The organism is Lactivibrio alcoholicus, from assembly GCF_055390895.1.
The window spans coordinates 1,832,021-1,856,848 of record NZ_AP042471.1 but is presented as its reverse complement, the minus strand read 5'-3'; the positions used below and the strand labels follow the sequence as shown (position 1 = coordinate 1,856,848).

At 63.7% G+C, this 24,828-nt stretch carries 28 protein-coding genes and 1 pseudogene; 7 read left to right on the top strand and 22 right to left on the bottom strand.

All coding sequences use genetic code 11. The annotated features are described in order from the left end of the window. Positions 1 to 4 precede the first annotated feature (4 nt). Genes ACZ5IU_RS08640 through ACZ5IU_RS08625 form a run of 4 tightly spaced genes read right to left on the bottom strand, consistent with a single transcriptional unit; the run spans position 5 to position 3,729 of the window. The gene (locus ACZ5IU_RS08640) at positions 5 to 733 is read right to left on the bottom strand and encodes an ABC transporter ATP-binding protein (RefSeq protein ID WP_464416309.1); all 729 of its coding nucleotides are present in this window, start codon (positions 731 to 733) and stop codon (positions 5 to 7) included. A 1-nt stretch (position 734) separates the two neighbouring features. Further along, a complete protein-coding gene (locus ACZ5IU_RS08635) occupies positions 735 to 1,937 on the bottom strand; it encodes an ABC transporter permease (RefSeq protein ID WP_464416307.1) in 1,203 nt (400 codons plus the stop codon). Then, on the bottom strand, positions 1,934 to 3,130 hold the full coding sequence (locus ACZ5IU_RS08630; RefSeq protein ID WP_464416305.1) for an efflux RND transporter periplasmic adaptor subunit: 1,197 nt from the start codon (positions 3,128 to 3,130) through the stop codon (positions 1,934 to 1,936). Before ACZ5IU_RS08630 ends, ACZ5IU_RS08635 begins: the two co-directional genes overlap by 4 nt. After that, positions 3,127 to 3,729 carry a TetR/AcrR family transcriptional regulator gene (locus tag ACZ5IU_RS08625; RefSeq protein WP_464416303.1) on the bottom strand — a complete coding sequence of 201 codons (603 nt, stop codon included), beginning with the start codon at positions 3,727 to 3,729 and terminating at the stop codon, positions 3,127 to 3,129. Before ACZ5IU_RS08625 ends, ACZ5IU_RS08630 begins: the two co-directional genes overlap by 4 nt. Positions 3,730 to 3,871: 142 nt before the next feature. On the opposite strand from ACZ5IU_RS08625, the gene ACZ5IU_RS08620 reads away from it, so the two are divergent. From ACZ5IU_RS08620 to ACZ5IU_RS08610, 3 genes are all read left to right on the top strand, one after another. Next, on the top strand, positions 3,872 to 5,143 hold the full coding sequence (locus ACZ5IU_RS08620; protein WP_464416301.1) for an MFS transporter: 1,272 nt from the start codon (positions 3,872 to 3,874) through the stop codon (positions 5,141 to 5,143). A gap of 28 nt (positions 5,144 to 5,171) precedes the next feature. Further along, a complete protein-coding gene (locus tag ACZ5IU_RS08615; RefSeq protein ID WP_464416299.1) occupies positions 5,172 to 5,813 on the top strand; it encodes a TenA family protein in 642 nt (213 codons plus the stop codon). A 114-nt stretch (positions 5,814 to 5,927) separates the two neighbouring features. Then, complete coding sequence (locus ACZ5IU_RS08610) at positions 5,928 to 6,101, top strand: helix-turn-helix domain-containing protein (RefSeq protein ID WP_464416298.1); 174 nt, start codon at positions 5,928 to 5,930, stop codon at positions 6,099 to 6,101. A 12-nt stretch (positions 6,102 to 6,113) separates the two neighbouring features. On the opposite strand, the pseudogene ACZ5IU_RS08605 reads toward ACZ5IU_RS08610, so the two are convergent. From ACZ5IU_RS08605 to ACZ5IU_RS08595, 3 genes and pseudogenes are all read right to left on the bottom strand, one after another. Further along, positions 6,114 to 6,411 (bottom strand): annotated as a pseudogene (locus ACZ5IU_RS08605) (RtcB family protein). 199 nt (positions 6,412 to 6,610) lie between these two features. Further along, on the bottom strand, positions 6,611 to 7,945 hold the full coding sequence (locus tag ACZ5IU_RS08600; protein WP_464416296.1) for an ATP-binding protein: 1,335 nt from the start codon (positions 7,943 to 7,945) through the stop codon (positions 6,611 to 6,613). Then, complete coding sequence (locus tag ACZ5IU_RS08595) at positions 7,942 to 8,658, bottom strand: response regulator transcription factor (protein WP_464416294.1); 717 nt, start codon at positions 8,656 to 8,658, stop codon at positions 7,942 to 7,944. The genes ACZ5IU_RS08600 and ACZ5IU_RS08595 overlap by 4 nt, the downstream gene beginning before the upstream one ends. A gap of 264 nt (positions 8,659 to 8,922) precedes the next feature. Between ACZ5IU_RS08595 and ACZ5IU_RS08590 the strand changes: the two genes are divergently transcribed. Together ACZ5IU_RS08590 and ACZ5IU_RS08585 are read left to right on the top strand one after the other, a co-directional pair. Continuing rightward, on the top strand, positions 8,923 to 9,420 hold the full coding sequence (locus ACZ5IU_RS08590) for a hypothetical protein (RefSeq protein ID WP_464416292.1): 498 nt from the start codon (positions 8,923 to 8,925) through the stop codon (positions 9,418 to 9,420). 31 nt (positions 9,421 to 9,451) lie between these two features. Beyond that, positions 9,452 to 9,859, top strand: coding sequence for a TFIIB-type zinc ribbon-containing protein (locus ACZ5IU_RS08585; protein WP_464416290.1), 408 nt, complete (start codon positions 9,452 to 9,454; stop codon positions 9,857 to 9,859). A 75-nt stretch (positions 9,860 to 9,934) separates the two neighbouring features. Here ACZ5IU_RS08585 and ACZ5IU_RS08580 read toward each other — a convergent pair whose 3' ends face one another. From ACZ5IU_RS08580 to ACZ5IU_RS08555, 6 genes are all read right to left on the bottom strand, one after another. Beyond that, positions 9,935 to 10,891, bottom strand: coding sequence for a PLP-dependent cysteine synthase family protein (locus ACZ5IU_RS08580; RefSeq protein ID WP_464416288.1), 957 nt, complete (start codon positions 10,889 to 10,891; stop codon positions 9,935 to 9,937). Between the two features lie 160 nt (positions 10,892 to 11,051). Beyond that, the gene (locus tag ACZ5IU_RS08575; RefSeq protein ID WP_464416286.1) at positions 11,052 to 12,344 is read right to left on the bottom strand and encodes a TRAP transporter large permease; all 1,293 of its coding nucleotides are present in this window, start codon (positions 12,342 to 12,344) and stop codon (positions 11,052 to 11,054) included. Continuing rightward, positions 12,341 to 12,844 carry a TRAP transporter small permease gene (locus tag ACZ5IU_RS08570; RefSeq protein ID WP_464416284.1) on the bottom strand — a complete coding sequence of 168 codons (504 nt, stop codon included), beginning with the start codon at positions 12,842 to 12,844 and terminating at the stop codon, positions 12,341 to 12,343. Before ACZ5IU_RS08570 ends, ACZ5IU_RS08575 begins: the two co-directional genes overlap by 4 nt. Before the next feature lie 87 nt (positions 12,845 to 12,931). After that, complete coding sequence (locus ACZ5IU_RS08565) at positions 12,932 to 13,951, bottom strand: TRAP transporter substrate-binding protein (RefSeq protein ID WP_464416282.1); 1,020 nt, start codon at positions 13,949 to 13,951, stop codon at positions 12,932 to 12,934. Between the two features lie 36 nt (positions 13,952 to 13,987). Continuing rightward, positions 13,988 to 14,977 carry a C-terminal binding protein gene (locus ACZ5IU_RS08560; protein WP_464416280.1) on the bottom strand — a complete coding sequence of 330 codons (990 nt, stop codon included), beginning with the start codon at positions 14,975 to 14,977 and terminating at the stop codon, positions 13,988 to 13,990. A gap of 66 nt (positions 14,978 to 15,043) precedes the next feature. Then, positions 15,044 to 15,835 (bottom strand): carbon-nitrogen family hydrolase, encoded by a 792-nt coding sequence (locus ACZ5IU_RS08555; protein WP_464416278.1) that lies wholly within the window; start codon positions 15,833 to 15,835, stop codon positions 15,044 to 15,046. 347 nt (positions 15,836 to 16,182) lie between these two features. On the opposite strand from ACZ5IU_RS08555, the gene ACZ5IU_RS08550 reads away from it, so the two are divergent. Together ACZ5IU_RS08550 and ACZ5IU_RS08545 are read left to right on the top strand one after the other, a co-directional pair. Beyond that, positions 16,183 to 16,875, top strand: coding sequence for a GntR family transcriptional regulator (locus ACZ5IU_RS08550; protein WP_464416276.1), 693 nt, complete (start codon positions 16,183 to 16,185; stop codon positions 16,873 to 16,875). Then, positions 16,872 to 18,107, top strand: coding sequence for an allantoate amidohydrolase (locus tag ACZ5IU_RS08545; protein ID WP_464416274.1), 1,236 nt, complete (start codon positions 16,872 to 16,874; stop codon positions 18,105 to 18,107). The genes ACZ5IU_RS08550 and ACZ5IU_RS08545 overlap by 4 nt, the downstream gene beginning before the upstream one ends. Positions 18,108 to 18,133: 26 nt before the next feature. Here the strand turns inward: ACZ5IU_RS08545 and ACZ5IU_RS08540 are convergent, their stop codons facing one another. The 9 genes from ACZ5IU_RS08540 to ACZ5IU_RS08500 form a co-directional block, all read right to left on the bottom strand. Next, the gene (locus tag ACZ5IU_RS08540; RefSeq protein WP_464416272.1) at positions 18,134 to 18,310 is read right to left on the bottom strand and encodes a hypothetical protein; all 177 of its coding nucleotides are present in this window, start codon (positions 18,308 to 18,310) and stop codon (positions 18,134 to 18,136) included. Between the two features lie 6 nt (positions 18,311 to 18,316). Beyond that, positions 18,317 to 18,811: a TRAP transporter large permease subunit gene (locus tag ACZ5IU_RS08535; protein WP_464421870.1), complete on the bottom strand. Its 495-nt coding sequence runs from the start codon at positions 18,809 to 18,811 to the stop codon at positions 18,317 to 18,319. Between the two features lie 5 nt (positions 18,812 to 18,816). Then, entirely contained in the window at positions 18,817 to 19,053 is a 237-nt protein-coding gene (locus tag ACZ5IU_RS08530; RefSeq protein WP_464421984.1) for a hypothetical protein, read from the bottom strand. Next, complete coding sequence (locus ACZ5IU_RS08525) at positions 18,969 to 19,256, bottom strand: hypothetical protein (protein WP_464416270.1); 288 nt, start codon at positions 19,254 to 19,256, stop codon at positions 18,969 to 18,971. Before ACZ5IU_RS08525 ends, ACZ5IU_RS08530 begins: the two co-directional genes overlap by 85 nt. 377 nt (positions 19,257 to 19,633) lie before the next feature. Next, the gene (locus tag ACZ5IU_RS08520; protein WP_464416268.1) at positions 19,634 to 20,587 is read right to left on the bottom strand and encodes an ABC transporter permease; all 954 of its coding nucleotides are present in this window, start codon (positions 20,585 to 20,587) and stop codon (positions 19,634 to 19,636) included. Beyond that, a complete protein-coding gene (hisD, locus tag ACZ5IU_RS08515) occupies positions 20,584 to 21,840 on the bottom strand; it encodes a histidinol dehydrogenase (RefSeq protein ID WP_464416266.1) in 1,257 nt (418 codons plus the stop codon). The genes ACZ5IU_RS08520 and hisD overlap by 4 nt, the downstream gene beginning before the upstream one ends. A gap of 34 nt (positions 21,841 to 21,874) precedes the next feature. Then, complete coding sequence (locus tag ACZ5IU_RS08510) at positions 21,875 to 22,642, bottom strand: SDR family NAD(P)-dependent oxidoreductase (RefSeq protein ID WP_464416264.1); 768 nt, start codon at positions 22,640 to 22,642, stop codon at positions 21,875 to 21,877. Positions 22,643 to 22,960: 318 nt separating this feature from the next. Then, complete coding sequence (locus ACZ5IU_RS08505) at positions 22,961 to 24,226, bottom strand: hypothetical protein (RefSeq protein WP_464416262.1); 1,266 nt, start codon at positions 24,224 to 24,226, stop codon at positions 22,961 to 22,963. A gap of 68 nt (positions 24,227 to 24,294) precedes the next feature. Next, positions 24,295 to 24,696 (bottom strand): OsmC family protein, encoded by a 402-nt coding sequence (locus ACZ5IU_RS08500; protein WP_464421868.1) that lies wholly within the window; start codon positions 24,694 to 24,696, stop codon positions 24,295 to 24,297. Positions 24,697 to 24,828: the final 132 nt, after the last annotated feature.

The window sequence follows — 24,828 nt, the reverse complement described above, 5'->3', positions numbered from 1 at the left end:
GGAGTCAGCGCCCGCCGGCGCTCGCTCCGGGAATCCGCCCTTCCCCAGCCTCTTCGACGGTCATTCCGTCCCTGATCCTGTAGATCCTCCGGAAGGTCGGGATGATCTTTTCGTCGTGCGTCACTACGATGATCGCCGTTTCGTACTTCCGGGCCATCGCGTTCAGGATGCCGATGACGGCGAGCGCCCGCTCGCCGTCGAGCGGAGCGGTCGGTTCGTCCGCGAGGACGATCGGCGGCCGGTTCGCGAGCGCGCGGGCGATGGCGACCCGCTGCTGTTCGCCCCCCGAGAGCGTCGCCGGCATCGCCGATGCCCGGTGCGCGCACCCGAGCGCCTCGAGAAGCTCCCGCGCCCGGTTGCGCGCCTCCCCGTTCGGCCGTCCGGCAAGCATCGGAAGCAACGCCACGTTGTCCGTCACATCGAGAAACGGGATCAGATACGGCGCCTGGAAGATGAACCCGATATAGTCCCGGCGGAGCGCCCGGAGATCCCGGATCGTCCATCCGCCGTCGAATATCGTTTCGTCGCCGAGACGGATGCGCCCCGAAGTCGGTTCGATCACGGCCCCGAGACACTTGAGGAGCGTGCTCTTCCCCGATCCCGACGGGCCGATCAGACCGACGACCTCCCCCGCCCCGACCTGCATGTCGACGCCCTGGAGCGCGTCGACCGCAGTCTCTCCGGAGCCGTATCGCTTCCGGAGCCCCTCGACGACGATTCCCGACCCCGCCATGTCAGCCTCCGACGGCTTCCGCGGGGTCCACTCGGATCGCGGCCCGGAGCGCTATTCCGCTCGCGAGCAGACAGATCGCGAGAACCATCGCGAGAGCGGCCAGCGAATCCCGGGGGATGAGGAGGACATGTTTCGGGAAGAACGGGGCCCAGAAGGTCGACGCGACCTTTCCCACTGCGAAACCGATCGCGCCGAGTCCCAGAGACTGCTGGACGATCATCGCGGCGATCGTCCGGTTTTTCGTTCCGATCAGCTTCAGGACCGCGATCTCGCGGATCTTTCCGAGCGTGAGCGTGTAGATGATGAACGCAACGATGGCGGCGCTGACGATCGCGAGGATCACGAGGAACATTCCGATCTGCCGCGCCGACGTCGCGATGAGCTTCCCCACGAGAATGTCCTCCATCTGCGCCGCCGTATATACCTGAAGGCGCTTCCATCGCCGGATCGACTCCGCGACCGTGTCCGCGGACGCCCCCGGCGCGACGCGGACGAGAATCGCGTTGACCGACGAACTCGATGTCTGCGAGGCGATGACCGCGTCGAGAACATCCGGCGCACCCGGCCGGTTGAAGACCGGATTGACGGCCGTCCGTCGCCGCTGCTGGAGAATCGCGTCGCTGTCCTTCAGGAACTGGGCCTCCTGCGCGTCCCGGAGCGGGATGAACACCATCGGATCTCCCCCGGAGGACACCATTCGGCTCGTCAGCCCGACGACGGCGTATTCGTTTTTCCGGATCCGGATGCGCTCCCCGACACGGAATCCCGCCGCGACGTCGGCAAGCGCCTCGTAATGCCCCCGGGTGATTCGGCGCCCGGCGACGAGACTCCCCGGCTGTCCCGGCTCGAGAGGAATTCCCGGAACGACGCCGACGACCATCGCGCGGACGTCCCGGTCCCGCGCGCCGACCTGCATGGTCACATAGACGGCGTTCGTCGCGTGAGCGACGCCGGGGACTCCGCGGATGCTCCGCCACGCCGCGTCGTGAACGCCCGAGGGCTCGGCGAAGGGTCCGAGCGTGTCCTTCTGGACGACCCACAGGTCCGCGCCGGTGTTGTCGAGAAGCGCCTTCGCGTCGTCGACCATCCCCCGGTACACGCCGGCCATCGTGAGGGACACTCCGATCAGGAGGCCAAGCCCCACCCCCGTGAAGACGAATCTGCCCCACGAGTGGAGGATGTCCCTTCCGGCGAGGTTGATCATGGCGCCGTCCCCCGAATGCGTTCGACGACCGATATCCTCCGGCCCTCGTCGAGCGGCCTTGCGCTGTAGACGACGACGCGCTCTCCCGGTCGCAGTCCGGAGAGAATCCGGAGGTTCCCGTCGAGGTCGCTTTCGCCCGGCGTCACCGGAACGAAACGGGCCCTTCCGTCGTCGTTTGTCCAGACGCCGGTTCGTCCGCCGACGCTCGCGAGACTCGCGGCCGGGATCACGGGAGAGGGAGGAAGGACGGGCAGCGCGATCGTCACTTCGACAAGTTCCCCGATCGACGGGAGCGGTTCGGGAATCCGATCGAAGGCAACCTTCGCGAGAATCTCCTCCGTCACCTCGTCGGCCAGCGGCTCCACCCTGAAGACACTGCCTGGAAGGGACGTCCTTCCGGCCGAACGCAGGACGATCGAGGCGGAAAGCCCCGCTTTCAGTCCCGACGCGTGCGTCTGGTCGATGCGGACGTGGACCCTGAGGCTCTCCGGATCGACGAGTTCGATGACGGGCTGCCCGGCCGATATTGTGCTTCCCGGTTCGCCTTCCCTCGAAACGACGAGTCCGTTGACGGGCGACGTGAGACGGAGATTTTTCAGCAGGGTGAGAAGCGCTTCCCGTTCGGCCCGCGTCCGCTCGAGTTCCTGCCGCGCCGCGGCCAGGTTGGCTCCCGCGGAGGCTGCGAGCGCCCCCGCGACGGCGCGTTCCTTGCGCCACGACTCGGCGGATTCGAGGCTGACGGCCTTCGCGCCGACGAGCTTCTCGAACCGCCGCGACTGGGAGTCGGCGTAGGAGAGCCGCGCCCGGGCGTCGTCGAGCTGCGAGACGGCCGCACGAACGGTGGCCTCGGCGCGTCCCGCGGCGGCCTCCTGGGCCCTGATTCTGTCGGGAAGGTCCGCGGGGTCCATCTCGCCGAGCGTCTGTCCCTCCCGAACCCGCTCTCCCACGGCGACGTCGAGCCGCAGGAGGCGCCCCGTCGCTACCGGACCGATCGCGTAGCGACGCCTCGCTTCGACATTTCCGATGCCGAAGATCGCCGGAGAGACGCTTCGCTCCGCGACCGTCGCGACCGTCACCGGAACCGCCGCGAACGGACCGGTTTTCACGGCGACGAACGCGAAGAGTCCCCCGAGCGCCGCAAGGATCGCGAAGAACGCGAGACTGCGTCCGGAGATTCGGATTCGCGCCGTCATGCCGCGGACACTCCCCTGAGCCAGATGATGAAAGCGGCATCCGCGCCCGCGCGGATGTCCCCGACGCGTCCGGAGAGCGTCGCCTGGATAACGAGCCCCTGGATGCTCCCGATGAGGGCCATCGCCGCCGAACGCATGCAGACCTCGGAAGAGACCTGCCCGAGTTGCTTCGCCTCGTCGAGCCGTTCGAGAATCCGCGCCGCGTAGGTCTCGAGAAACGCCGCCGTCGCCCGCTTCGCGCCCGTCTCTTCCGTCCGCTGGAGTTCGCCGAACATCAGGCGCGGAACGCCGGGATTCGACTCGACGAACCCGACGTGCGCCATGAAGATCCCCCGGAGCGCCCCGAACGGCGACGCCTCGTCCCGCACCGCCTCGTCGATCCGCGAGAGGATCCGCTCGGAGACCGATTCCATCACGGCCTGCAGCACGGCGTCCTTGTTCGGGAAATGCCGGAACAGCGCCCCCTGCGTCAGCCCCATGCGCTCCGATATTGCGGCCGTCGTGATGTCCGCCGGGTTCATCTCCGAGGCGAGGTCAATCACCGCATCGACGGCGAGCGCCCGCCGCTCCTCCGAAGATCGTCTCTTCCCGATTTCCATGCAATCTCCTCCGCGTATAGTAAGTAATCGATTACTTACTATACGCGGCCTCTCCTCCTTCGTCAAGCGTCCCCATCGCGCGCCCACCATTCCCTCTTCGCGCCGGATACGATACAATCGCCGCACGACTCCGGTCGGACGAATGGGGGAAGGGACGCTGCTTCTCGGAATCGCGCCCGCGCTGCGGGCCTTTCGGCACAGAAACTACCGGCTGTTTTTCTCGGGGGAATGCGTTTCGCTCACGGGACTCTGGATCCAGCGGGTCGCCATGAGCTGGCTCGTGTACGGCATCACGGGGTCCGCGCTCAGCCTCGGGATCGTCGACTTCACGGGGCAGTTCACGGTCTTCGTCTTCGGGACGTTCACCGGGGCGCTCATGGAGCGCTACGACCTCCGGAAGGTCATTCTCGTCTGCCAGAGCCTGAGCATGGTCCACGCGTTCACGATGGCGATCCTGACGCTCTCGGGAATCGTACAGTACTGGCACGTCGTCGTCCTCGCGTTCCTTCTCGGCGTCTCGGACGCGTTCGAGCTTCCGGCCCGCCAGGCCTTCGTCCCGCGGCTCGTCCCCGATCCGAAGGACCTGTCCAGCGCGATCGCGCTCAACTCGACGCTCTTCAACGGCTCCCGGCTCGTCGGTCCCGCGGTCGCGGGATACGTCATCGCGTTCGTCGGCGAGGGGGTCTGCTTCGCCCTCAACGGCCTGAGCTATTCGGCGACGCTCGCGGCGCTCCTCATGATGCGGATGCCGGCGGTTCAGGTCCGGCGGGAAAAACGGAATATCCTGAAGGAGTACGGCGAGGGGCTTTGTTCCGTCGCGTCCGTGGCGCCGCTGCGGAACGCGATGATCGGCCTCGCGTTCCTCTCGCTTTTCGGGATGCCCTTCATGACGCTGATGCCCGTCTTCGTCCGCGAGGTTCTCGCCGGAGGGCCGCAGTCGCTCGGGCTTCTGATGGCGTCCATGGGGATCGGGGCGCTCGCGGGATCGCTGCTTCTGGCGGCGCGCCCGTCGCCCGTCGGACTCGGGCGGACGATGGCGCTCGCGTGCCTGTCGCTCGGGATGTTCCTCGCGACCTTCTCGACGTCGCGCCATTTCGCGCTTTCGGCGATCCTCATGCTTCCGACGGGTTTCAGCCTGATCACGGCGATCGTCGCGTGCAACACGCTCGTCCAGACGCTCGTCGACGAGGACAAGCGCAGCCGCGTGATGAGCCTCTACGTGGCCGCGTCGGTCGGCGGGGCGCCGACCGGGAGCCTGCTCGCCGGATGGGCGGCGTCGCTGTTCGGCGCGCCGCTCACGATCGCGTTCTGCGGGGCCTTCGTGGCGATCCTCGGGGCCGTCCTTCTCGCGCGCCACCCGGCGACGCTCGCGGCCGTCACGGAGATCTACCGGAAAAAGGGGTTTATCGAATAAGTTTCGTCAATTCAGGGAGGGTGTTGTCATGACCGTATTCGAAACGCTGCGCGATTCCGTTGCAGACGAATGGGAGAGGCTCCTGGCCCATCCGTTCGTCTCGTCGATGGCGGACGGAACGCTCCGGCCGGAGACATTCCGGTTCTATCTCCGCCAGGACGACTACTATCTCGACGTTCTTCTCCGCTGCATGGGGGCGTTCGTCTCGAGGGCGCCGGACCGCCCGGCGCGGCGTCTGGGGGTTCGCCTTCTCGCGGGGACGCTCTCGGGAGAACTGGAGATGCACGATGACCTCATTGGAAGAGACGCCACGGAGGGTCTCGAGGTCTGCGACGCCGCGCTCGCGTACGAGGCCTTCCTGCTCCGGATCGCGATGGAAGGGGACGCGACCGCGATCCTCGTTTCGATGACGCCCTGCATCGCAAGCTACCGGGAGATCGCCGCGCGGTACGAGGGGCGCATCCGCTCGCACATTCCGGCCGCGTACGCAGAGTGGTTCGCAACATACGGCGGAGACGAATACGGCGCTCTCGTCGACGACACGCTCGCGTGGCTCGACGGGGCGATCCCGTCGCTCGACGGCGTCGCCGGGAAACGGCTCCGGAGCATCTTTTCCGAAGCGGCATCGCTCGAACGCCGCTTCTGGGACGACTGCGCCGGCCGCCCTTGAAAGCAGGACGCGCGACAAAACGCGGGAACGCCTCCGCCGACGGATGATCCTGTTGCGGCCTATGACTCACGCCGTTCGCGCAGAAACGCGCGGAGCGCGTCGAGCCCTTCCCCCGTGATCGACGTGGCGCGGAGGCTCGGAATCCATCGAAACACGCTGTCGTACCGTCTCGAAAAGATCGCGGAGATCGGCGGTTTCGACCCGAAAGACCCGTCGGAGATCTTCGCACTGCGGATCTGCCTGATGCTGCGGGATCTTCACGCCGACCAGCCGTTCAGGACGACGTGAACGCTCCTTGCCCTACCCCTTGATGACTCCGAGGGGCCGGAGGCGTGCGACCTTCCGGCAGAGTCCCGCCCGTTCGACGACATCGACGACGCGGTCGACGTTCTTGTACGCTTCGGGAGCCTCCTCGCCGAGCGTCCGCAGGTTGTCGGTCCGGACCAGAATCCCGCGATCCTCCATCCGCCGCATCAGGGCCCCCGGATCCGAAGCCCTCAGCGCCGCGGCTCATGCGGCGGCCCGCACCGTGGCACGTCGAGCAGAAGCATTCGGTCGCGCCCCTCTCCGCGGCGAGAACGTAGCTCGCGGTTCCCATGCTCCCGGGAATGACGACGGGCTGCCGCGGCGGGACGAAACCGGTTCGCGGGAGGCCGAGCGCGACGTCGTAGAACGCCAGGGAGCACTCGCCGACGAGCGCCTCGGGGCTTTCCGCCGCGATCTCGAGCCGGACGTCCGCCGGATGTTCCAGATGCCGCCACGGCATGACACTCCCTCCACGATGGTACGTGTGTCGATTATATCCCTTCGGCCGCGTTCCCGTCGGGCAGCGTGATTTCGACGAGAAGGCCCGGGGCCGCGTTCCGCGCGACGACCGTTCCTCCGTGGCAGCGGACGGCCCGCTCCGCGATCGCGAGGCCGAGCCCGACTCCGCCGCTCTCCCGGTCGCGCGCGGCGTCGATGCGGTAGAACGGACGGAAGATCCTCGAGAGCTCCTTCTCCGGCAATCCGGAACCGTAATCCCTGATGGAGATGACGATCTCCTCACCCCTCCGTTCCGCTCCGACGTCGACCGACGTCCCGGACGGCGTGACGCGCAGCGCGTTGCGGACGACGTTCTCGACCGCGCTCCTGAGGAGGTGGTCGTCGCCCCGGATTTCGAGGTCGCCCGGCATATCCCCGAGCCGGATTCCCTTGTCGTCGCTGCACCCCTCGAACCGGGCGTCCTCGGCGACTTCGGTCAGCAGCACCGGAACGTCCACCACGCCGTGAAGCATGTCGGGAGGGCAGAGTTCGGCCTCCGAGAGCTTGAGAATCTGGCCGACCATGTCGCTCACGCGTTCCGCCTCGCGCCCGGCACGGTCGAGAAAACCGCCCGCATCGGACGATATCTCCTTTCGCGCGAGCGTCAGCGCCACGTCGAGACGCTGGAGCGGGGAACGGAGTTCGTGCGATATGTCGCCCATGAGCCGCCGCTGCGAAACGATCAGATCCTCGATGCGTTCGGCCATCGCGTCGAAAGCCATCCCGAGGTCGGCGATCTCGTCGCCCCTGGCCGTCACCGAATTTCCTACCCGCGCGGCGAGTTCGCCGCGTCCGAGGCGCATCGTGGCGCCGCGGAGCTCCAGTATCGGAGCGACGATATGCCGTACGAGAACGAAGCACAATATCGCCCCGACTCCCATGGGGATCAGAAACATCAGCGGATTGCGCGGCGGAAGGGGGGGCTTTCCGCGAAAGACCGAAAAGAACGCCGAGAGTTCGTAGATGTCGCCCGAAACGGCGAACGGGACCGCGACGGAAACGACGTCGCCCCGGGGAGGCGGCGCCTCCGGGGCGACGGGCCTGGTGCCGCCTTCCGCGCAGCGCACGGAGAACTCGGCCCCGCTCTCCGCGCCCGCCTTTGCGAGACGCACCGCGAGTTCGTCCGCACGGCCGAGCTCGAGAAGTTCCGCGGCTTCCTTCGCGAGCGAGGAGGCCGTCCATCCGACGAATCTGTCGATGTTGTGGCGGGGATTGAATTCGTGACGGCCCTTGTCGAGCGTGAAGATGACCTCGTTGATCGCGAGGGGAAGGAACAGGGCGAGAAGGAAACCGAAGTAGACCTTCCAGAAGAGCGAAAGCCTCCTCATACCTGCTCCTTCTCCCTCCCGCCCTCGGATCTGTCCGGAAACACGAAGACGTATCCTTCGCCGCGAACGTTCCGAATCCGTTCCGACTCGTCCGGATAGGTCCCGATCTTGCGACGGATATTGCTGATGTGGACGCCGATGCTCCGGTCGAACGGAGAATGCCTGCGCCCGAGAACCTCCCGCGAAATCCTGTCGAGCGAGAGAAGTTCTCCCGCCGAGGCCATGAGAAGCTCGAGCATCCGGAACTCGGTTCCCGTCAGGTCAGTCGCCTTTCCGGCGATCGTCACGGAACGCGATTTCGTATCGAGGACGAGGTCTCCGATCTCGACGGTTCCCGCATCGCCGCACCCCGTCTCCGTCCTGCGCAGGACGGCGCGGATGCGCGCCGCGAGCTCCCGGGTGTTGAACGGCTTCGGAACGTAGTCATCGGCCCCCATCTCGAGTCCGACGATCCGGTCGACGTGCTCCCCCTTCGCCGTCAGCATGAGAACGGGGACCCTGCTCTTGCTCCGGATCTCGCGCAAGGCCTCGAAACCGTTGCACCCGGGCAACATGACGTCGAGGATCACCGCGTCGTAGTTTCCCGACAGGGTTTCGCGGATGCCGGAAAGTCCGTCGTGAACCGCATGGAATTCAAACCCCTCGCCCGAAAAGAATGCCGACAGCAGGTCGCACAGCTCCACATCGTCGTCGATCGCGAGAATCCGCCGCATCGCTCGTTCTCCTCTCCGTTGCCGTTCGATGGAGTCATTTTCCATGAAGTATAGCAAGAGCGCGAACGCCGGACGCACGGCTTTCCGTTTCTTGACATTTCTTTGTTCCGGCAGGCGTATCCTTGACGAACCCCTGACCACTCCTTACCGAAAACGCAACAAGAGCCCCCGTGCCGTCTTCCCGAAAGGAGGGACCGGAACGAAACGGGAAAAGGCGCACGAAATCCGGCATCAGGCGTATCATAGGAATAAGGAGGGACGGACATGCGTATTTCCGAAATGGCGACGACGATGAACACCGTACAGACATCGCAGGTCGGAAACGTCACCGCGCAAACGACGCAGGGCGGCGAAGAGGTATCGGACGGAGAACGGGACAAAGTTGGGATCTCCCGGTTCGCCGAACTTCTGAACAAACTCAGGGAGTTGCAGGAAAAGGACCCGGAACTTTTCAAGAGCACCGTCTCCGAACTCGCGAACGACGTCCGCGAGAAGGCGAAAACGGCCACCGGCATGGACGCGAAGATGCTCGGCAATCTCGCGGACGATCTCGAGACGGCCGCAAAAACCGGAGACCTTTCCGCGCTCCAGCCGAAAGCGCCCGAGGAGAACGACGACTTCGCCGTCTCCGCGAACGGAACGTACGGGCCGAAAAACGGACAGATGCCGCCGGAACCCCCGGAGGACCTGAACGGAGGATCGTCGATCGGGGCGCTCCTGGCGAGCCTCACGAGCAGAATCGACGAGGCGCTCGGCGCGTAGAAACTCACATATCATAAGGGAGGCACCGACGATGACGATGGAGATTCAGGGACTCTCAAGTCAGGCGAACTCGAAATACACGCTCCGGATCACCTCGGAGACAGAGGAGAAAACGAAGACGTCGACGGAGCAGGAAGCCGCCGCGGGGTCGTCTTCATCGTCCGGTTCGTCGAAAACGGCGAACACGGCCGCGACCCAGGCATCGGGCGGAACGGGGAGTGTTTCCGACGGGGCGACGAGCACGTGCGCGAACTGCGGCGCAACGCTCGAAGCGAACGCCATCGTCTGCGGCAAGTGCGGCTCGAAGGTTGAAACCGCCGCGGACAAGCTCCTCCAGGCACTGACGGAGAACGATATCAAGGCGAATACGACGGACAACGGAATATCCACGCTCTCCGTCCTCGGCCAGCTCGCGCAGCAGGAAGAAGAAGACCGATAGGATTCATCCCGCGCGCTTTTGCCGCTCCGGGGGATCCGTTCTCCCTACCGACGGATCCCCCGGAGCATATCGCGATCAGTACAGGTCCGTGCTCATGTACTTGAGGCCGGAGTCGCAGATCAGCACCGCGACGGTCTTTCCCCGGGCCGGTCCCTCGAGGAGCCTCGCCGCGGCCGCAACGTTCGCGCCGCCAGAGAATCCTCCGAAGATCCCCTCGAGTCTCGCGAGATCCCGCGCCGTCCGCATCGCCTCTTCGTCGGAAACCGTCAGGAACCCCGTCACCTCGCGGCCGTCGAGGAACGGGAGATCCATCGAATAGCCGCCTCCCTGGATACGATGGTTCGGGTTCGAGACGCGGCCCGCGGCGAGGTAGGGAGCCCCCTCGGGCTCCACGAGCCAGCACGGCATTCCCGGACGATGACGGCGCAGCGCGTTCGCGCATCCAACGAACGATCCGGCCGTCCCCGCGAAATCAGCGAACGCGTCGACGGTTCCGCCCGACTGCTCCCAGATCTCCTCGCCCGTATGAAGCTCGTGCGCCCGGATGTTTCCCCGGTTGCGGAACTGATCGGCGCGGAACGCGTTCCGTTCGCGGACGAGCTCCTGCGCGCGCAGCTCGACGAGCGCGAGGTCGTCGCCCGACACCTGCCCCACCATCGAACCCGGAGCCTGATCGACGAGGACCACCTCGGCCCCGAGAGCCGCCATCATTCGGGCGCGCTCCATCGAATTCCCCTTCGACATCACGGCGACGAACGGGTACCCCCGCACGCCGCAAACGATCGAAAGCCCCGTTCCCGTGTTGCCGCTCGTCAGTTCGACGACGGTCTGCCCCGGCTTGAGTTCCCCCGAACGCTCCGCGTCGTCGATGATCTGCAACGCGATCCTGTCTTTCTTGCTGAATCCCGGGTTGAGATACTCGAGCTTCGCGAGGATCCTCCCATCGAGCTTCCGCGCGGCGACAAACCGCGAGAGTTCCACGAGCGGCGTCTCGCCGATCGCCTCCAGAACGCTCCGCAGTACCGGTTTCATCCGCAGATCCCTCCCCTGCCGAAGATATTCTTTCGAAGAGATTCTACGTCGAGGCGGAAGGAAGTTCTTGAACGGAATTGCTCCGTAAAAAAAGCGGGTCGCCGGAAGGATATTCCGGCAACCCGCCACGATACCCGGCGCAGAATCCCGTTCCGGAGCGTCAGACGGCCTGGCCCATGAGTCTGGGAAGGAACAGCGCGAGCTCCGGGAAAGCGATTGTCAGCGCGATCGCGATCATGAGCGCGACCATGAGCGGCAGCGCTTCCCGGATCAGTTTTTCGAACGGGGCCTGAGAGATTCCCTGTGCGACATACAGGTTGACGCCGACGGGCGGGGTGATCATCCCGAGACAGAGATTCATCGTCATGACGACGCCGAAGAGGATCGGGCTGTACCCGACCGACGTCACGATCGGAAGGAAGAGCGGCGTGAAGAGCACGACGTTGGACGTCGTGTCGATGAACATTCCCGTAATCAGCAGGAATCCCATGATAAGCGCCATGAGAATGACCGGATTGTTCGTAAATGAGAGCATACTTTCCGCGAGCATCTGCGGAATCTGCTCCATGGTCAGGAGGCGGCCGAACGTCGTCGCCCCGCCGAGGATGAACATCGACAGGCACGAAAGAACCCCGGCCTCGACGCACGCGTCGAACAGCTTCGCGAACGAGAGCTGGTGGTAGACGAAATGGCCGACGACGAGCGCGTAGAAGCATCCGACGACCGCGGCTTCGGTCGGTGTGAAGACGCCGCCGTAGATTCCGCCGAGGATGATAAAGGGGAGAAGGAGCGCCCATTTGGCCTTCCAGCACTGGCCGAAGACCCATTTCGCTCCGCCCCGGCGCTCCTTGCCCCGGTATCCGCGTTTTTTCGCGATGAAGTAGTTGAAGAGCATGAGGATGAGCCCCATGAGAATTCCCGGGACGGCTCCGGCGGCGAACATTCCGACCACAGACGTTCCGGCGATGACGCTGTAGATGATCATCGGAATGCTCGGCGGGATGACGGGCCCTATCGTGGCCCCGGCCGCGACGAGCGATCCCGCGTACCCCGGATCGTACCCCCGCTGAATCATCGCCGGAATGAGAATGACGCCGAGCGCGGCGACGACGGCCGGCCCGGAGCCCGAAATCGCCGCGAAGATCATGCACGCGACGATCGTCGACGCGCCGAGTCCTCCCGGCATGCTTCCGGTCACGGCGTCTCCGACGTTGATGATTTCCTCCGCGAGTCCAGAACGGGACATCAGGGTGCCGACGAGCATGAAGAACGGAATCGCCATGAGCGGAAACGAATCGGCGGTGCTGATCATCGCCTGCGCGAGCAGCTGGATCATCGGACTCCCGGGATAGAATACCCAGAAGACCAGCGCGCACGCGGACGCCATCGCGATCGCCACGGGAACCGAAAGAAGCAGAAGAACGAGCAGGGAAACGAGAAGAAGCGGAATCATGCCGACTCACTCCCTTCCCTGGCGCGTTTCGCGCGCGACGCGAGAACGAGACGCTGGATCGTGCGGAACGTGAGCCCCAGCATCCCGAGCGTTCCGGCGACGTACATCGTCCACGTCGGAAGCCATGGAATCGACGCGAAAACCTGATGAAGCCGGACCTGCATCAGAACTGTCTTGAAGATGAGCCATCCCATATAGACACCGAACGCCATCGTGCAGACGTCCGAGAATTTTTCGATCGTTCGGGCGACGGAAGGAGGACAGACCTGCGTGAGGATATCGACCTTGAGGTGGATTCCCTTCTTCGCCGCGAGACTGATGCCCACCATCGTCAGCCAGACGAAACCGATTCGGGCCGACTGTTCGGCCCAGGAAAAGCTGAACGAAAACACGTAACGACACACGACCTGAACGAGAAGCGTGACAAGCATGAAGATCATTACGACGAACAGGACGTATTCTTCCCATCTGTCGAGAAACCGCAGAACTTTCTTCCCCATGGGAACGCCTCCGTGCTGTAATATTCGACGAATGCCGGAAGTTGCGCACCCCCGGCATTCGTCCGTCAAACGATTCTCCTGTGGAAGTTAAAAGTCTACCGCCCTGCCGAGCTCCTTGTAGATCTTCTCGACGGCGCCGTTCATCTGGGGAACGTACTTCTTGTACATCGGTACGAGCTTCTTGCGGAATTCGTTGCGTTGTTCGGGCGTCAGTTCGATGACGACGTTCTTCCCGGTCTTCAGGATGTCGGCCTTGAGCCTGTTGTTGATTTCCTCCTGTTTCGCGCGCTGCCAGACCTTGGTCTCCTCGGCGGCCTCGAGGATGATCTTCTGCTGCTCGGGCGCGAGCTTGTCCCAGTTCACCTTCGAGACGACGAGCGGAAGCGGGCCGTAGAGGTGGTGCGTTTCGATGATGTACTTCTGGACCGTGTGGAAGCCCGAGTTCACGATGTTCTGGTAGGGATTCTCCTGCGCGTCGAGAACGCCCTGCTGAAGGCTCGTCAGAACCTCGGAGAACGCCATCGGGATCGCGCTCGCGCCGAGCGTGTTCCATGCCTCGATGTGAAGCGGATTCTCCATGACCCGGATCTTGAGTCCCTTCAGGTCGGCCGGCGTCCGGATCTCCCTGTTTGCCGTCGTCTCGCGGAAGCCCTGGGACCACCAGGAGATGATCTTGATATTCGCGGCTTCGACGGACTTCGCGACTTCCTGGCCGACCGGTCCGTCGAGGACTTTCTCGGCCTGCTTGTTGTCGTCGAAGAGGTAGAAGAGATCGAAGACCTTGGTCTTGTCGGTGAATCCGCCCAGGGCGGGAAGCGCCGGGAGCGCCATGTCGAGGGCGCCGGCCTGCATGGACTCGATCATCTCGCGGTTTCCGCCGATCTGACCGTTGGGGAATATCTGAAGCTTGATCTTTCCGCCGGACTTCTTGTCGAGCAGCTCCGCGAACTTCAGGGAGCCGAGATGCTCGCCGCCCGTCTCGGTGACGACGTGGCCGATCTTCAGCTTCAGGACGTCGGCCGCAACGGAAACGGACGCATTGCACAGGAGAACGACCGCCATGAACGCAACGCACAGCGCCATACCAAGGAACCTTTTGCCCTTCATTTCTTCGAACCTCCCTTTTTATGTGTGTGACGGATCTCAGCGAACCGCTGCGACTTCCAGAATTTCCCTGTTGACCAGATGTTTCGGGCGCCCCTCCGTGAAGAAGCGCACCACCTCCTGCGCCGCCTTCACGCGAAGTTCGGGGATCGCGTCCTCCGAGTTCCACCCAGCATGGGGCGTGATCACGATGTTCGAAAGATCCGCAAATCGCGTCTTCTCCTTCGGCGGCTCCACGCGGAGAACATCCAGCGCGGCTCCGGCGATTCTCTTCGCCGCCAGCGCGTCGTAGAGGTCGTCCTCGACCACGAGGGCTCCGCGGGACGTATTGATCAGGTACGCCGTCGGTTTCATGAAATTCAGCGTCTCCTTGTTGATTATATCCGCGGTCTCGGGAGTCAGAGGCACATGGAGCGACACGACGTCGACTTCCGCGAGGAATTTCCGGAGATCGTCGTACCGCTTGATCCGTTCGTCGATGAAGACCTCCTCGGGCTGATACGGATCATACCCCGCAAGCCGCATCCCGAAAGACGCCGCGCGCCTCCCCGTCATTCGCCCGATGCCGCCGCACCCCAGGAGTCCGAAGACCTTCCCCTGAAGGCGCGGAACCGGGTCCGCGATCGACATGTCCCATCCGCCCGACCTGACCTGCCGGTCGAGCATCCCGACCTTCCGGGTGATCTCCAGAAAGAGCGCCATCGCGTGGTCGGCGACCTCCTCCTGGCAGTAGTCCGGAACGTTGCAGACCATGATGCCCCGTTCCGTCGCGAACGGAAGGTCCACCGTATTCGTCCCGATCCCCATCCGGACCAGGAGGCCGCAATGATCGAACATTCCGAGAAATTCCCTCTTCATGGGCGTGAAGAGAACCATCAGGGCGTCGCAGTCCTTTCCCTCGCGGCAGATCTCCTCGGGCGTACCGCCCTTCGAGAGGATCAGCTCTGCGTCGACGCTCTTCAGGATCCCCTTCTCGATTTCGATATCGGGCCAGATCTTGTCCGTCATGAATACCGTATATTTCGCCATGTCTCCACCGTACCTCCAGGATCGTTTGGAATTGAAACGAGTCGTGTCTTCCGGGAAAATCCGGTCCTACTCCCTGTAGAGCTCCGGTCTTCGCATGCGGAACACCTGAAGGTGATCGCGGATCTCGTCGACTTTCGAGGGATCGATGACGACGAAATGTCCTTCCTCTCCCTCACCGGCCTCGAAGAGCGCCGTTCCCCAGGGGTCGAGAACCACAGAGGAACCGCCGAAGAGCGTGTCCTTCGACGTTCCCACCCTGTTGCACGCGACGACGTACATCATGTTCTCGATCGCTCGGGCTTTGAGCAGCGCCTTCCAGTGATCGATGCGGATTTTCGGCCATTCGGCGGAGACGAAAAGGACCTTCGTTCCGCGAAGGGCGTACAGGCGCAGCCACTCGCAGAAGCGGATGTCGTAGCAGATCACGCACCCGGCGGTCGTGTCGCCGATCCGGAAGATACAGTCGGATTTCCCGGCATCGAGATACTTCTGCTCGTCCATCAGCGGAATCAGATGAATCTTGTCGTACTGCGCCACGAGCCTGCCCTGCGGATCGATCACCTGTGCGCGGTTCGCCGCCCCGGTCTTCGTGCCGGCAAGCACGGATCCGCCCGCGAACCAGGTTCCGTACTCCCGCGCCAGATGTCCGAGAAATTCCGCAGCCGAAGCGCCTTCCGGATCCGCGAGACGCCCGGCGTCCTCGAGGGCATACCCCACGTCCCAGATTTCCGGGAGAACGATGACGGTCTCTTGGGGACTCTTCACGTAATACCGCTTCATCCAGTCCGCGACTTTCTGCCGGTTTGCCTCACGGTTTCCGATCGAAATATCGATCTGAGCGATTCCGACACGCAGCATCCAATCCCTCCTCTTTCTTCGAAACACCGAGACGACGAATGAAAATCACAACACTCAACGTTGTGCGACTATTCCAATAGCACGAGCCGTATCATATCTCGGTATGCCAAAAATTGTCAAGGCATACCTTATTGATTTTTGGCATACCTTGTGCATAATATATCAAAAGACCGGGGCCGCCGGGACGGCCGCTGCCCCCCTCCGGTCGAATCCGGGTCTCCGGAGGATGCTCGGTGACAGGGAGATTCTTTTTGTTACAATACAATGAACCTTTTCAACGATTCCCGGACACGTTCCGCCGACGATACGCCGCCGGAAATCCACACATGGGAGATGCATCGGAGGAAATGACCCCACGGAACGATGAAGAACGGCAGAATCTTGCCGATCGCGTGTACAACGAAATCAAGTCTCGGATTGTCGAGCTGCGTCTGCCTCCGGAGAGCGTCGTCCAGGAACGCTCCCTCGCCGAAGCCCTCGGCACGAGCCGAACTCCCGTGCGCGAGGCGCTCAAGCGCCTCGGACAGGACGGGTGGATCCTGCTGCAGGAGAAGCGGAAGATCGTCGTGCGCGGCATCAGCATGGACGATGTCAGGGAGGTTTTCATGCTCCGCGAGATGGTCGAACCCTTCGCGATCAGGGCGATATTCTCTTCAGGCGAGCCCCGGTTTCTTGCCGGGATGCTCATTCCGTTGATCAACAACATGAAAGGTCTCACGGACGACTCGATCGCCTTCATCAAGGAGGACATGAAATTCCACACCGCGATCATCGCGAGTATCCGCAATCGCCGTCTCGACGAGATCTGGAGGAAAATCAGCGACGAGGTCACCCGGATCGCGATCTATTCGATCCACGAGCAGCGTCGACCGGAAACCATCATTCGCGAACACGAGGCGCTCGCGAACGGATTGTGGGACATGCAGTGCGACCTGACCATCCGGAAGATGGTCGAGCACTATCACGAGATCTACACCGCGTACGAGAACAGGTTCCGGAAGCAACACGCCGAAACGGAACGAACGGAGGTCATCTCATGAGCGACTTGAACGACTTGCGGATCGACGTCGAACGGCTGCTCCGCTCTCTCGGGGAAATGGGAAACATCGGGGGGCGGCCCGGCGGCGCGGGACGGACCCGCCTCGCGCTGGACGACGGAGACCGGGCGGGAAGGGATCTCTTCGCAGCATGGCTCCGCGACGCGAAGCTCGACGTCGTCGTCGACCCGGTCGGCAACATCTGCGGCGTCCGTCCCGGACGCAACGGATGCGCGAAACCCGTCATGATGGGGTCGCATCTCGACACGGTCCGGGACGCCGGCCCGTATGACGGCGTCTACGGCGTCCTCGCGGGGCTCGAAGTCATCCGGACGCTGAACGACCACGCCGTGGAAACGGAAACCCCCGTCGCGGTCACGGCCTTCACCAACGAGGAAGGCGCGCGCTTCCAGCCGACGATGATGGGAAGCATGTACGTGTCCGGCGATCTCGACCTCGAACGGATCTATCGAACGACGGACGACGACGGCGTCTCCGTCGGGGAGGAACTGGGGCGGATCGGGTACGTCGGGGAGGGGAAGATCGAAGCGTCGTCCTACCTCGAACTCCACGTCGAACAGGGGCCCGTGCTCGACCGGCGGAAGATTCAGGCCGGCGTCGTCCAGGGAATCCAGGGGATCGCGTGGTGGCGCGGCCGTTTCTCGGGCGAGGCCAACCACGCGGGAACGACGCCGCTGGAGTACCGCAGGGACGCGCTGCTCGCGGCGGCGGAACTCTGCTGCGAACTGCGGACGTTCGCCGAAGAGATGGGAAACGGCGCGCTCACGACGATGGGACGTCTTCGCGTGTCTCCCGACGTGGTCAACGTCATCCCTTCGGAAGCGGCGTTTACGCTCGACTTCCGCCAGTACGACGAAGACCTCTTCGAGCGCGGCAAACACGCCGTCGAGGACATGGTCCGCCGCATCGCCGACAAACACGGGCTCTCCTTCGACCTGGAGCGGAAGACCGACACGCCGCCGCTGCGCTTCGCCCCGTCGATGGTCGCGCTCGTCGAGCGGACCGTGCGGGAGCTTGGGTTGTCGAACATCCCGATGCCGAGCGGCGCGGGACACGATGCGAAGTACATGAGCCGCGTGTGCCCGACGGCGATGATCTTCGTCCCCTCGATCGGCGGCCGGAGCCATTGCCCGGAGGAACGCACGAGGCCGGAGGATCTGGCGGGCGGCGCAAACGTATTGCTGCGTTGCGCGCTGGAGCTGGCGACCCGGTAACCGCCCGGCCCGCCAGGCTACCGCAGCTACTTCGTGTAGACGTTCAGCCCGATCTTGACGGTCTCGTGCCCCGGCACGGACTGGTTGCCCTCCGTCGACGCGATGATCGTCGACTTGCCGCTCGAGGACTTCCCGAACGTCTGCGACAGGTCCACCGTAATCGTCAGGATCTCGCCTTTCACGCTCATTTCGACATTCTTCACGGGTTTCTACCTCATTTCCGAAAAAAATAAACGCGCACCACCCGCCGCAGATTGCGACGGGTGCGTTCCATTGTCGTGCTGCGGCCTGCGTCCGTCAATCCCGCCGCGCGACATCCCCGCCAGGATCAGCAGCGCGTAGATGTTGTCCTTCAGGGCGGCGAGGACCTCCGGCGCGCTCGGAGGCCGGTCGTTGACCGGCAGGTACCCGGCCCGTTTGGCGGTGACATGGACCGTCGCCATGAACATCGCCATCATCAGGAAGCCGGGGATGACCCCGCCGACGAAGAGGCGTCCGATGGACACCTCTCCCTCGGAGCCGTAGATGATGAACCCCATGCTCGGAGGGATCGTGCAGGTGATCATCGAGGTCAGGCCGTTGACGGCCGCGCCGTAGCCTCGGGAATACCCCTGTTTGATCATCTCGGGGCCGAGGATCCGGCTTTCCATGACGGCGTCGGCGTTCGCCGAGCCGGAGACGCCTCCCATCAGCGTGCTGAGCATGACGCTCACCTGTGCGAGGCTTCCCCAGGAATACGCGCCCTTCCGCCGCCGTGGACGGCGGAGGGGAAGTTCGTGATCTGCCGGAAGAGCCTGACACCCGAGGAGACGATCATCAGGAATGCGCTCACGGGAACGGCCGCCGTCACCCAGGAGTGGCTCATCGTGATGTTCTGGAACTGCCGCTTCGCGATGATCTCGGCCGCAGTGATCTTGCCCTGCTTCTCGAACTCTTCGAGAAGCATCGCGGGGTACGGATCCGGACTCCCTTGAGATCCTCGGGCTTCCTGACGGGCTTGTTCGTGAGGAAGTGGCGGGTGCCGTCGAACCAGTTGAAGGAGAGCACGCGGATGCCGTTCTCGGAAGCGAGCTTCGCGACGCAGTTCTTCCAGAACTTCGTCTTCTGGACCTTCAGGAGTTCATCGTAATTGTTCGTGAAATACGCCATGTCGACGATGCCGATGTCGCGGACGAGTTCGCCATGCGGCCACGGTTCCCTGCATTCCCTCCGCTCCCGTACCCTGGACGTATCTCCCTGGCGCGATCATCATCCGCAGCATCGCTCAGCCTTCTCGAAAAAGTGAAGGGGCTCCCAGGAACGCGTTGCCATAAGAGCCCCCCGAAAATAAGGTCCGTCACTTTTCGAACAGCATGTTCTCCCAGAGGCGAGGATCGTCCGCACCGACTTCCTGCGGGACAAGCGGCCCCTAAGCACGACGAACGCGCCGTCTTCGGCCCATGGATTCTTGACGACCTGCGCGGGCGACCAGAGAGCGTCCTTTACGACGATCGTATCGCCGATCTTCGGAACCGGCTTTCCATGAGTCATGTCGTAGAGGTACTGCACGGCGAGAAGCGCCGAGTCGTACGCGGGCTGTTCGACGACCGCCAGGACCTTTCCCTTCTTGATGAGGTCGATGCCCTCGGGACCGATGCAGAGATTCCGCAGATTCCGAAATCCTTCGCCTGGAGCCTCGCGGCCTCGATCGCGGAGACGACTCCCGCCCCCATGATGTCGGGCGTCTGGACGTAGATTCCGAGAACTTTTCCGCCGTAGCGCGTCAGCATGTCGGACGCCTTCGCGTGCGAATCGGTGTTGTTCCACTTTCCCTTGCCGCCGCTCATCGATGTCCCGTCGAGGAGCGCCCCCGGGAACGCGAGCATCGTCATGCCGTTTCCCATCGTGTTGGAGACCGAGTCCTGCCGCCCCGTCGTCAGGAGTCCGGCGACGGTGGAGGACGTACCCGCGATGACGACCCCGGCGACGATCATCTTCCGGGTGTCGATCCCGGCGACGTAGCTCGCGCGTTCGTTCCCTCCCGTCGCGAGGTAGTTCCGGCCGAAGACCGTGTGTTTCAGGACGACGTGAAAGACCACGCAGATGCCGGACGTCACGAACACGGCCGCCGGGACGTTGCCGAGAGCGGCGAAACGCGCCTTTCCGACGAACGAGAAGATGGGAGCGAGCGGGATCAGGAAAAGCGTCAGTCCCCGGAGAATGATCGAAAGCGAGAGCGTCTGCATGAACGCGTTCATCCCGAGACGCGAAACGCACACGCCGTTGAACAGGCCCAGCAGCGCGCCGGCGGCGAGTGTGAGCGCGAGGGCGACGTACGGGTTCGCGAGGATCGTCCCGGGGAACCACTTCGTCCCGGCCAGGATCACGAGCCCCGGCGCCAGGACGAGCATGCTCATGATCGTCGTGTGATACAGAATGTTGACGATGTTCGTCCACGAGGCGAAGTTCGGCACTCCGGCCGCGCAGACGCTTCCCGTCATCCGCGAAGCTGCGCCGAACGCTGGTGGCCGAAGAGTCCCTCGACGCCGGCGAGGTGGGCGCACGGCCCGGAAAGGCTCTTCGCGCCCTCCTCCGTGATCTCCTGGAAGGAGCTGACCTTGAGGAACGTGCCCGCGAAGACGCCGTTCGAGAACCTGGCGCAGGTCTGTGTCGGAAGGATGTGGTTCGGCCCGGAGACGTAGTCGCCGAACGCGACGGGAGCGTTGTGCCCGACGAAGAGCGACCCGAAGTTCGTGAGCCTGGCGGCGATCGACGCGCTGTCGCGCGTCATCACCTGAAGATGCTCGGGCGCGATGCTGTCGGTCGCGAGAACGGCCTCGTCGTCGGAGTCGACGACGAGGATCCGGCCGTTGTCGCGCCAGCTCGTCCGCGCGACGTCCGCCGTCGGGAGCGTCGCGAGCTGCGACTCGATCTCGGCACTCGCCGCTTGCGCGAGCGACTCGTCCGTCGTCACGAGGATCGTCCACGAGTTCGGATCGTGTTCGCATCGCGCGAGGGCGTCGGCTGCGACCCACTTCGGATCGGCCGTCCCGTCGGCGATGATCACGACCTCGCTCGGCCCCGCGAGCATGTCGATTCCGACCGAACCGCTCACCTGCCGCTTCGCCTCGGTGACGTACCTGTTTCCGGGGCCGACGATGATGTCCACGGCTCCGACCGTCTTCGTTCCGAATGCATAGGCCGCGATGGCCTGCGCGCCGCCCATGCAGTAGACTTCGTCGACGCCGGCAAGATCCATCGCGACGAGAACCGCCGGGTGGATGCCGTCCTGCCCCCGACTCGCGGGCGAGCACGCCGCGACGCGACGGACCCCGGCGACCTTCGCCGGGATCGCCGACATGAGCGCCGACGACGGCAGCGGGTATCTCCCGGCCGGGACGTAACAGCCGCACGAAGCCACCGGAATGAGCCTGTGGCCGAGCGTCACACCGGGGGAAATCTCGTAGCGGAGTTCCTTCATACAGGCGAGCTGGCGTTCCGCGAAACCGCGAATCCGGTCGGCCGCGAACTTCAGATTCGCGACCGTTTCCGGCTCCACCTTCGAGTACGCCGCCTTCACGGCGTCGGGCGGAACGCGCAGCGCCGCCGGACGATACCCGTCGAACTTCTCCGTGTAGTCGAGAACCGCACGGTCGCCCCACTCCCCGACGTCAGTCAGAATGTCCCGAACAACCCGTTCGACCGATGCCCTTTCTTCGCCCGGATTCCGGGCGGCTTCCTTGAATACCCTCATGTCCGTTCCGTCTCCTTTCGCGGTACTGCGCCGCTCAGCTCGCGAGCCAGCCGCCGTCCACGTAGATGATCTGCCCCGTCAGGTAATCCGACGCGGCGCTGCACAGGAAGATGACAGTCCCCATGAGATCGTAGGCCGTTCCGACACGGCCGGCCGGAATCCGCTCCTCGATCCATTTGCGGTGGGCCGGGTCCTGAAAGAAGGGCTCCGTCATGGGCGTCCGGAAGTATCCGGGGCCGAGCGCGTTGACCTGGACGTTGTGTTTCGCCAGTTCGATCGCCATCGTCCGCGTGATGCCGACGACGCCGCATTTGGAGCCGCAGTAGACCGACGATTGCGCAAGGCCGATCGCACTTCCGAGCGATCCGATGTTGAGGATCTTCCCCGCGCGCTGGCGCATCATGATCCGGGCGGCCGCCTGCGCCGCGAAGAAGGTTCCGCGGAGGTTGACGCCCATGATCGCATCGTACTGCGCTTCCGTCACGTTCACGAAATCGCTGATGTCCTCCGTTCCCGCGTTGTTGACCAGAATGTCGAGCCGGCCGCGCCGCGCCGCGATCTCCTCGAAAAGACGGCGTGATTCGCCGGGCTTCAAGACGTCGAGGACATGGGCCTCGGCCTCTCCGCCCGCGTCGCGGATCGCCTTCGCGGTCGCCTCCATACCGTCGCGACTGACGCCGCAGCACATCACGACCGCACCGACCTGGGCCAGCCCCTCGGCGTACCCCTTGCCGAGCCCGCGGGACGTTCCCGTGACGACCGCGACTTTGCCCGAAATATCGAATTTTGCGGAAATGGCCATCGTGCCCCTCCCATTTCACAAGCTAATAGACTACTACGCTGTCACTAGTTTTGGCAACCCCCGCTTTCGCTGCGCCACCGGGACGACAGTGACGTCACGATGGGGTAAGGGACAAGACAGCGCCATCCGGTGAAGACACCAGGCAACGTCTCCAGACGTGCGGATCGCGGACTGCCGGGATTGATTGCGACGTGAGGGAGATTGCGATCTCATGCCGATCTCTCCGCACGATACAGGATTTCCTGCGGACGAAAAAACGCCCCTTCCGGCGTCGACCGGAGGGGGCGTTCCGTATGTTCCGGGTTTTTCGGGCTGGCGTTACTTCCCGACCGCCTCGATGATCTGGCCGAGGTATCCCGCGAGGACGACGGATCCGATGGTGACCGTCGTGAATCCGCCGACGAGCATCTTGGGAAGAAGGCGGCTCATGCAGTACTCCTTCTCCTCGTGATTGGCGCAGCCGGCCGTTGTGACCTCGTCCGTGACGATGAAGGTTCCGGGAAAGCCAAAGAGACACGTCACGCCGATGGCCGTGGCCAGGGCCCACGTGACGCCGAGGATCTTCGACATGATGAACGCCGCGGTCACGATCCCCACGAGCGAGACTCCGAAGGCGACGACGACCGGGTAGACCAGCGAGCGAACGAGTTCGGGCGTGGCCTGCGGAAGGCTCACGAACACGAAGATGAGGCAGAAGAACATCGCGTAGCCTGCGGCGTTGGCCTTGTCGAGAATCTTGTGCTCGAGGAAGCCGGTCTCGTAGAGGAGGATTCCGACGATGAGCGCCATGACGAACTTGTGGATCTGGAGGTAGGGCATCCCGGCGCCCAGAACCATCGCGTTGTAGTGCTGCGCGACGAGAAGGGCGAGCCAGCTCGCGATCGCGGTCTTCGCGAGAAGCACGAAGGGCGTCTGGATCGGCTTCGGAAAAGCCGGGAACAGCCGGAACGACGGCTTTTCCGGATCGCTCTTTTCGCCGGAAGCGCCGGAAGCGCCTTCGAGTTCGCCCTTCCGGAACTTGTCGAGCAGGCGCCGCGTTTCGGACTTCAGGCACAGCGATGCGATCGGAAGGCCCACGAAGTTCTGGAGGACGAGCAGCAGCGTGGCGAACACGGCGAGACTTTCGAGCCCGACCTTCTTCGCGGCCTCCGAGACGATGATCGTCGCGACGATGCCGCCGGAGATCGGACCGGCCGCCGTCAACGCCATCACCTTGCCGAGGATCGGGCCGGCGATGAAGTAGAGGCCGATTGAAAGGCACACGAGGGCGGAGAACGCGATGATGACGGTCTTCCACTCCTGCTTGATGTCCCTGAGCTTCATGAGTGTTCCCATGTGGACGAGAATGAGCGGAAGGCTGACCGCTGCGTACGCGAACGTTCCGGTCGTCTGGAAGATGTTCTTCGGGAACCCGAACCAGAAGCCGAAAAGGAAGACGAACCCGGTGACGAAGATCATCGAGAAGACGGCCTTCGTCTTGTAGGAGAAGACGTCACCGATGGCGTACGCGATCAGCACGAGCATGAGCAAAGCGGTATTGATATCGCCTGCGTTGGTCAGGCCGAACGTCTGAAGAAAACTCATAAAATTCCTCCTGTCTCAAGGGGTGATGATCCGGAAAGAAAAAAAACGAGGTCTGTCGCGGAACCCTTTCAAGCGTTCTTCGGCCGCATCACCACCTCGATCCTGACATCCGCCTTCAGCGAATTGCTCACCGGACAGATACTCTCCACGAAGTGGAGAAACTCCTCGACCTCTTCCCTCGGAGACGACGACGCAACCTCCGCACGGATGCGGATGGTCTGAAAGCCTTCAGCCGTGTAGTCTCCTTCGATGTCGAGGCCGATATCCCGCACATCGATATTCCTGAGGGGCGCCTGCCCCCGCGCCACCATCGAGATACAGCCACCGAGCGCCGCGAGAACGACCTCCATCGGCTTCATCGTATCCTCGCGCCCGCCGTTTTTCCTCGACTGGTCCATGACGAGGCCGTATCCCCTCGCCTCCGCGACGACCGCCAGATCTTCGGGCCGGACATGCGTCGTCACCGACATCACTCCCACAGAATCCCCTCCCGTCCGGAACGTGCCCTCGGGCCGTTCCCCGCTTCATCCGGAAACGACCGGACGGGTGCCATTGTAGCACAGTCCGCCCCAAATATTGTATACATTCAAAAGCGCACACAC

Excerpts from the sequence above, each read along its gene's own strand:
- ACZ5IU_RS08640 (WP_464416309.1), bottom strand. The coding sequence starts at position 733 with ATGGCGGGGTCGGGAATCGTCGTCGAGGGGCTCCGGAAGCGATACGGC.
- ACZ5IU_RS08635 (WP_464416307.1), bottom strand. The coding sequence starts at position 1,937 with ATGATCAACCTCGCCGGAAGGGACATCCTCCACTCGTGGGGCAGATTC.
- ACZ5IU_RS08630 (WP_464416305.1), bottom strand. The coding sequence starts at position 3,130 with ATGACGGCGCGAATCCGAATCTCCGGACGCAGTCTCGCGTTCTTCGCG.
- ACZ5IU_RS08625 (WP_464416303.1), bottom strand. The coding sequence starts at position 3,729 with ATGGAAATCGGGAAGAGACGATCTTCGGAGGAGCGGCGGGCGCTCGCC.
- ACZ5IU_RS08620 (WP_464416301.1), top strand. The coding sequence starts at position 3,872 with ATGGGGGAAGGGACGCTGCTTCTCGGAATCGCGCCCGCGCTGCGGGCC.
- ACZ5IU_RS08615 (WP_464416299.1), top strand. The coding sequence starts at position 5,172 with ATGACCGTATTCGAAACGCTGCGCGATTCCGTTGCAGACGAATGGGAG.
- ACZ5IU_RS08600 (WP_464416296.1), bottom strand. The coding sequence starts at position 7,945 with ATGAGGAGGCTTTCGCTCTTCTGGAAGGTCTACTTCGGTTTCCTTCTC.
- ACZ5IU_RS08595 (WP_464416294.1), bottom strand. The coding sequence starts at position 8,658 with ATGCGGCGGATTCTCGCGATCGACGACGATGTGGAGCTGTGCGACCTG.
- ACZ5IU_RS08590 (WP_464416292.1), top strand. The coding sequence starts at position 8,923 with ATGCGTATTTCCGAAATGGCGACGACGATGAACACCGTACAGACATCG.
- ACZ5IU_RS08585 (WP_464416290.1), top strand. The coding sequence starts at position 9,452 with ATGACGATGGAGATTCAGGGACTCTCAAGTCAGGCGAACTCGAAATAC.
- ACZ5IU_RS08580 (WP_464416288.1), bottom strand. The coding sequence starts at position 10,891 with ATGAAACCGGTACTGCGGAGCGTTCTGGAGGCGATCGGCGAGACGCCG.
- ACZ5IU_RS08575 (WP_464416286.1), bottom strand. The coding sequence starts at position 12,344 with ATGATTCCGCTTCTTCTCGTTTCCCTGCTCGTTCTTCTGCTTCTTTCG.
- ACZ5IU_RS08570 (WP_464416284.1), bottom strand. The coding sequence starts at position 12,844 with ATGGGGAAGAAAGTTCTGCGGTTTCTCGACAGATGGGAAGAATACGTC.
- ACZ5IU_RS08565 (WP_464416282.1), bottom strand. The coding sequence starts at position 13,951 with ATGAAGGGCAAAAGGTTCCTTGGTATGGCGCTGTGCGTTGCGTTCATG.
- ACZ5IU_RS08560 (WP_464416280.1), bottom strand. The coding sequence starts at position 14,977 with ATGGCGAAATATACGGTATTCATGACGGACAAGATCTGGCCCGATATC.
- ACZ5IU_RS08555 (WP_464416278.1), bottom strand. The coding sequence starts at position 15,835 with ATGCTGCGTGTCGGAATCGCTCAGATCGATATTTCGATCGGAAACCGT.
- ACZ5IU_RS08550 (WP_464416276.1), top strand. The coding sequence starts at position 16,183 with ATGACCCCACGGAACGATGAAGAACGGCAGAATCTTGCCGATCGCGTG.
- ACZ5IU_RS08545 (WP_464416274.1), top strand. The coding sequence starts at position 16,872 with ATGAGCGACTTGAACGACTTGCGGATCGACGTCGAACGGCTGCTCCGC.
- ACZ5IU_RS08535 (WP_464421870.1), bottom strand. The coding sequence starts at position 18,811 with ATGCTCAGCACGCTGATGGGAGGCGTCTCCGGCTCGGCGAACGCCGAC.
- ACZ5IU_RS08530 (WP_464421984.1), bottom strand. The coding sequence starts at position 19,053 with ATGCTTCTCGAAGAGTTCGAGAAGCAGGGCAAGATCACTGCGGCCGAG.
- ACZ5IU_RS08525 (WP_464416270.1), bottom strand. The coding sequence starts at position 19,256 with ATGGCGTATTTCACGAACAATTACGATGAACTCCTGAAGGTCCAGAAG.
- ACZ5IU_RS08520 (WP_464416268.1), bottom strand. The coding sequence starts at position 20,587 with ATGACGGGAAGCGTCTGCGCGGCCGGAGTGCCGAACTTCGCCTCGTGG.
- hisD (WP_464416266.1), bottom strand. The coding sequence starts at position 21,840 with ATGAGGGTATTCAAGGAAGCCGCCCGGAATCCGGGCGAAGAAAGGGCA.
- ACZ5IU_RS08510 (WP_464416264.1), bottom strand. The coding sequence starts at position 22,642 with ATGGCCATTTCCGCAAAATTCGATATTTCGGGCAAAGTCGCGGTCGTC.
- ACZ5IU_RS08505 (WP_464416262.1), bottom strand. The coding sequence starts at position 24,226 with ATGAGTTTTCTTCAGACGTTCGGCCTGACCAACGCAGGCGATATCAAT.
- ACZ5IU_RS08500 (WP_464421868.1), bottom strand. The coding sequence starts at position 24,696 with ATGTCGGTGACGACGCATGTCCGGCCCGAAGATCTGGCGGTCGTCGCG.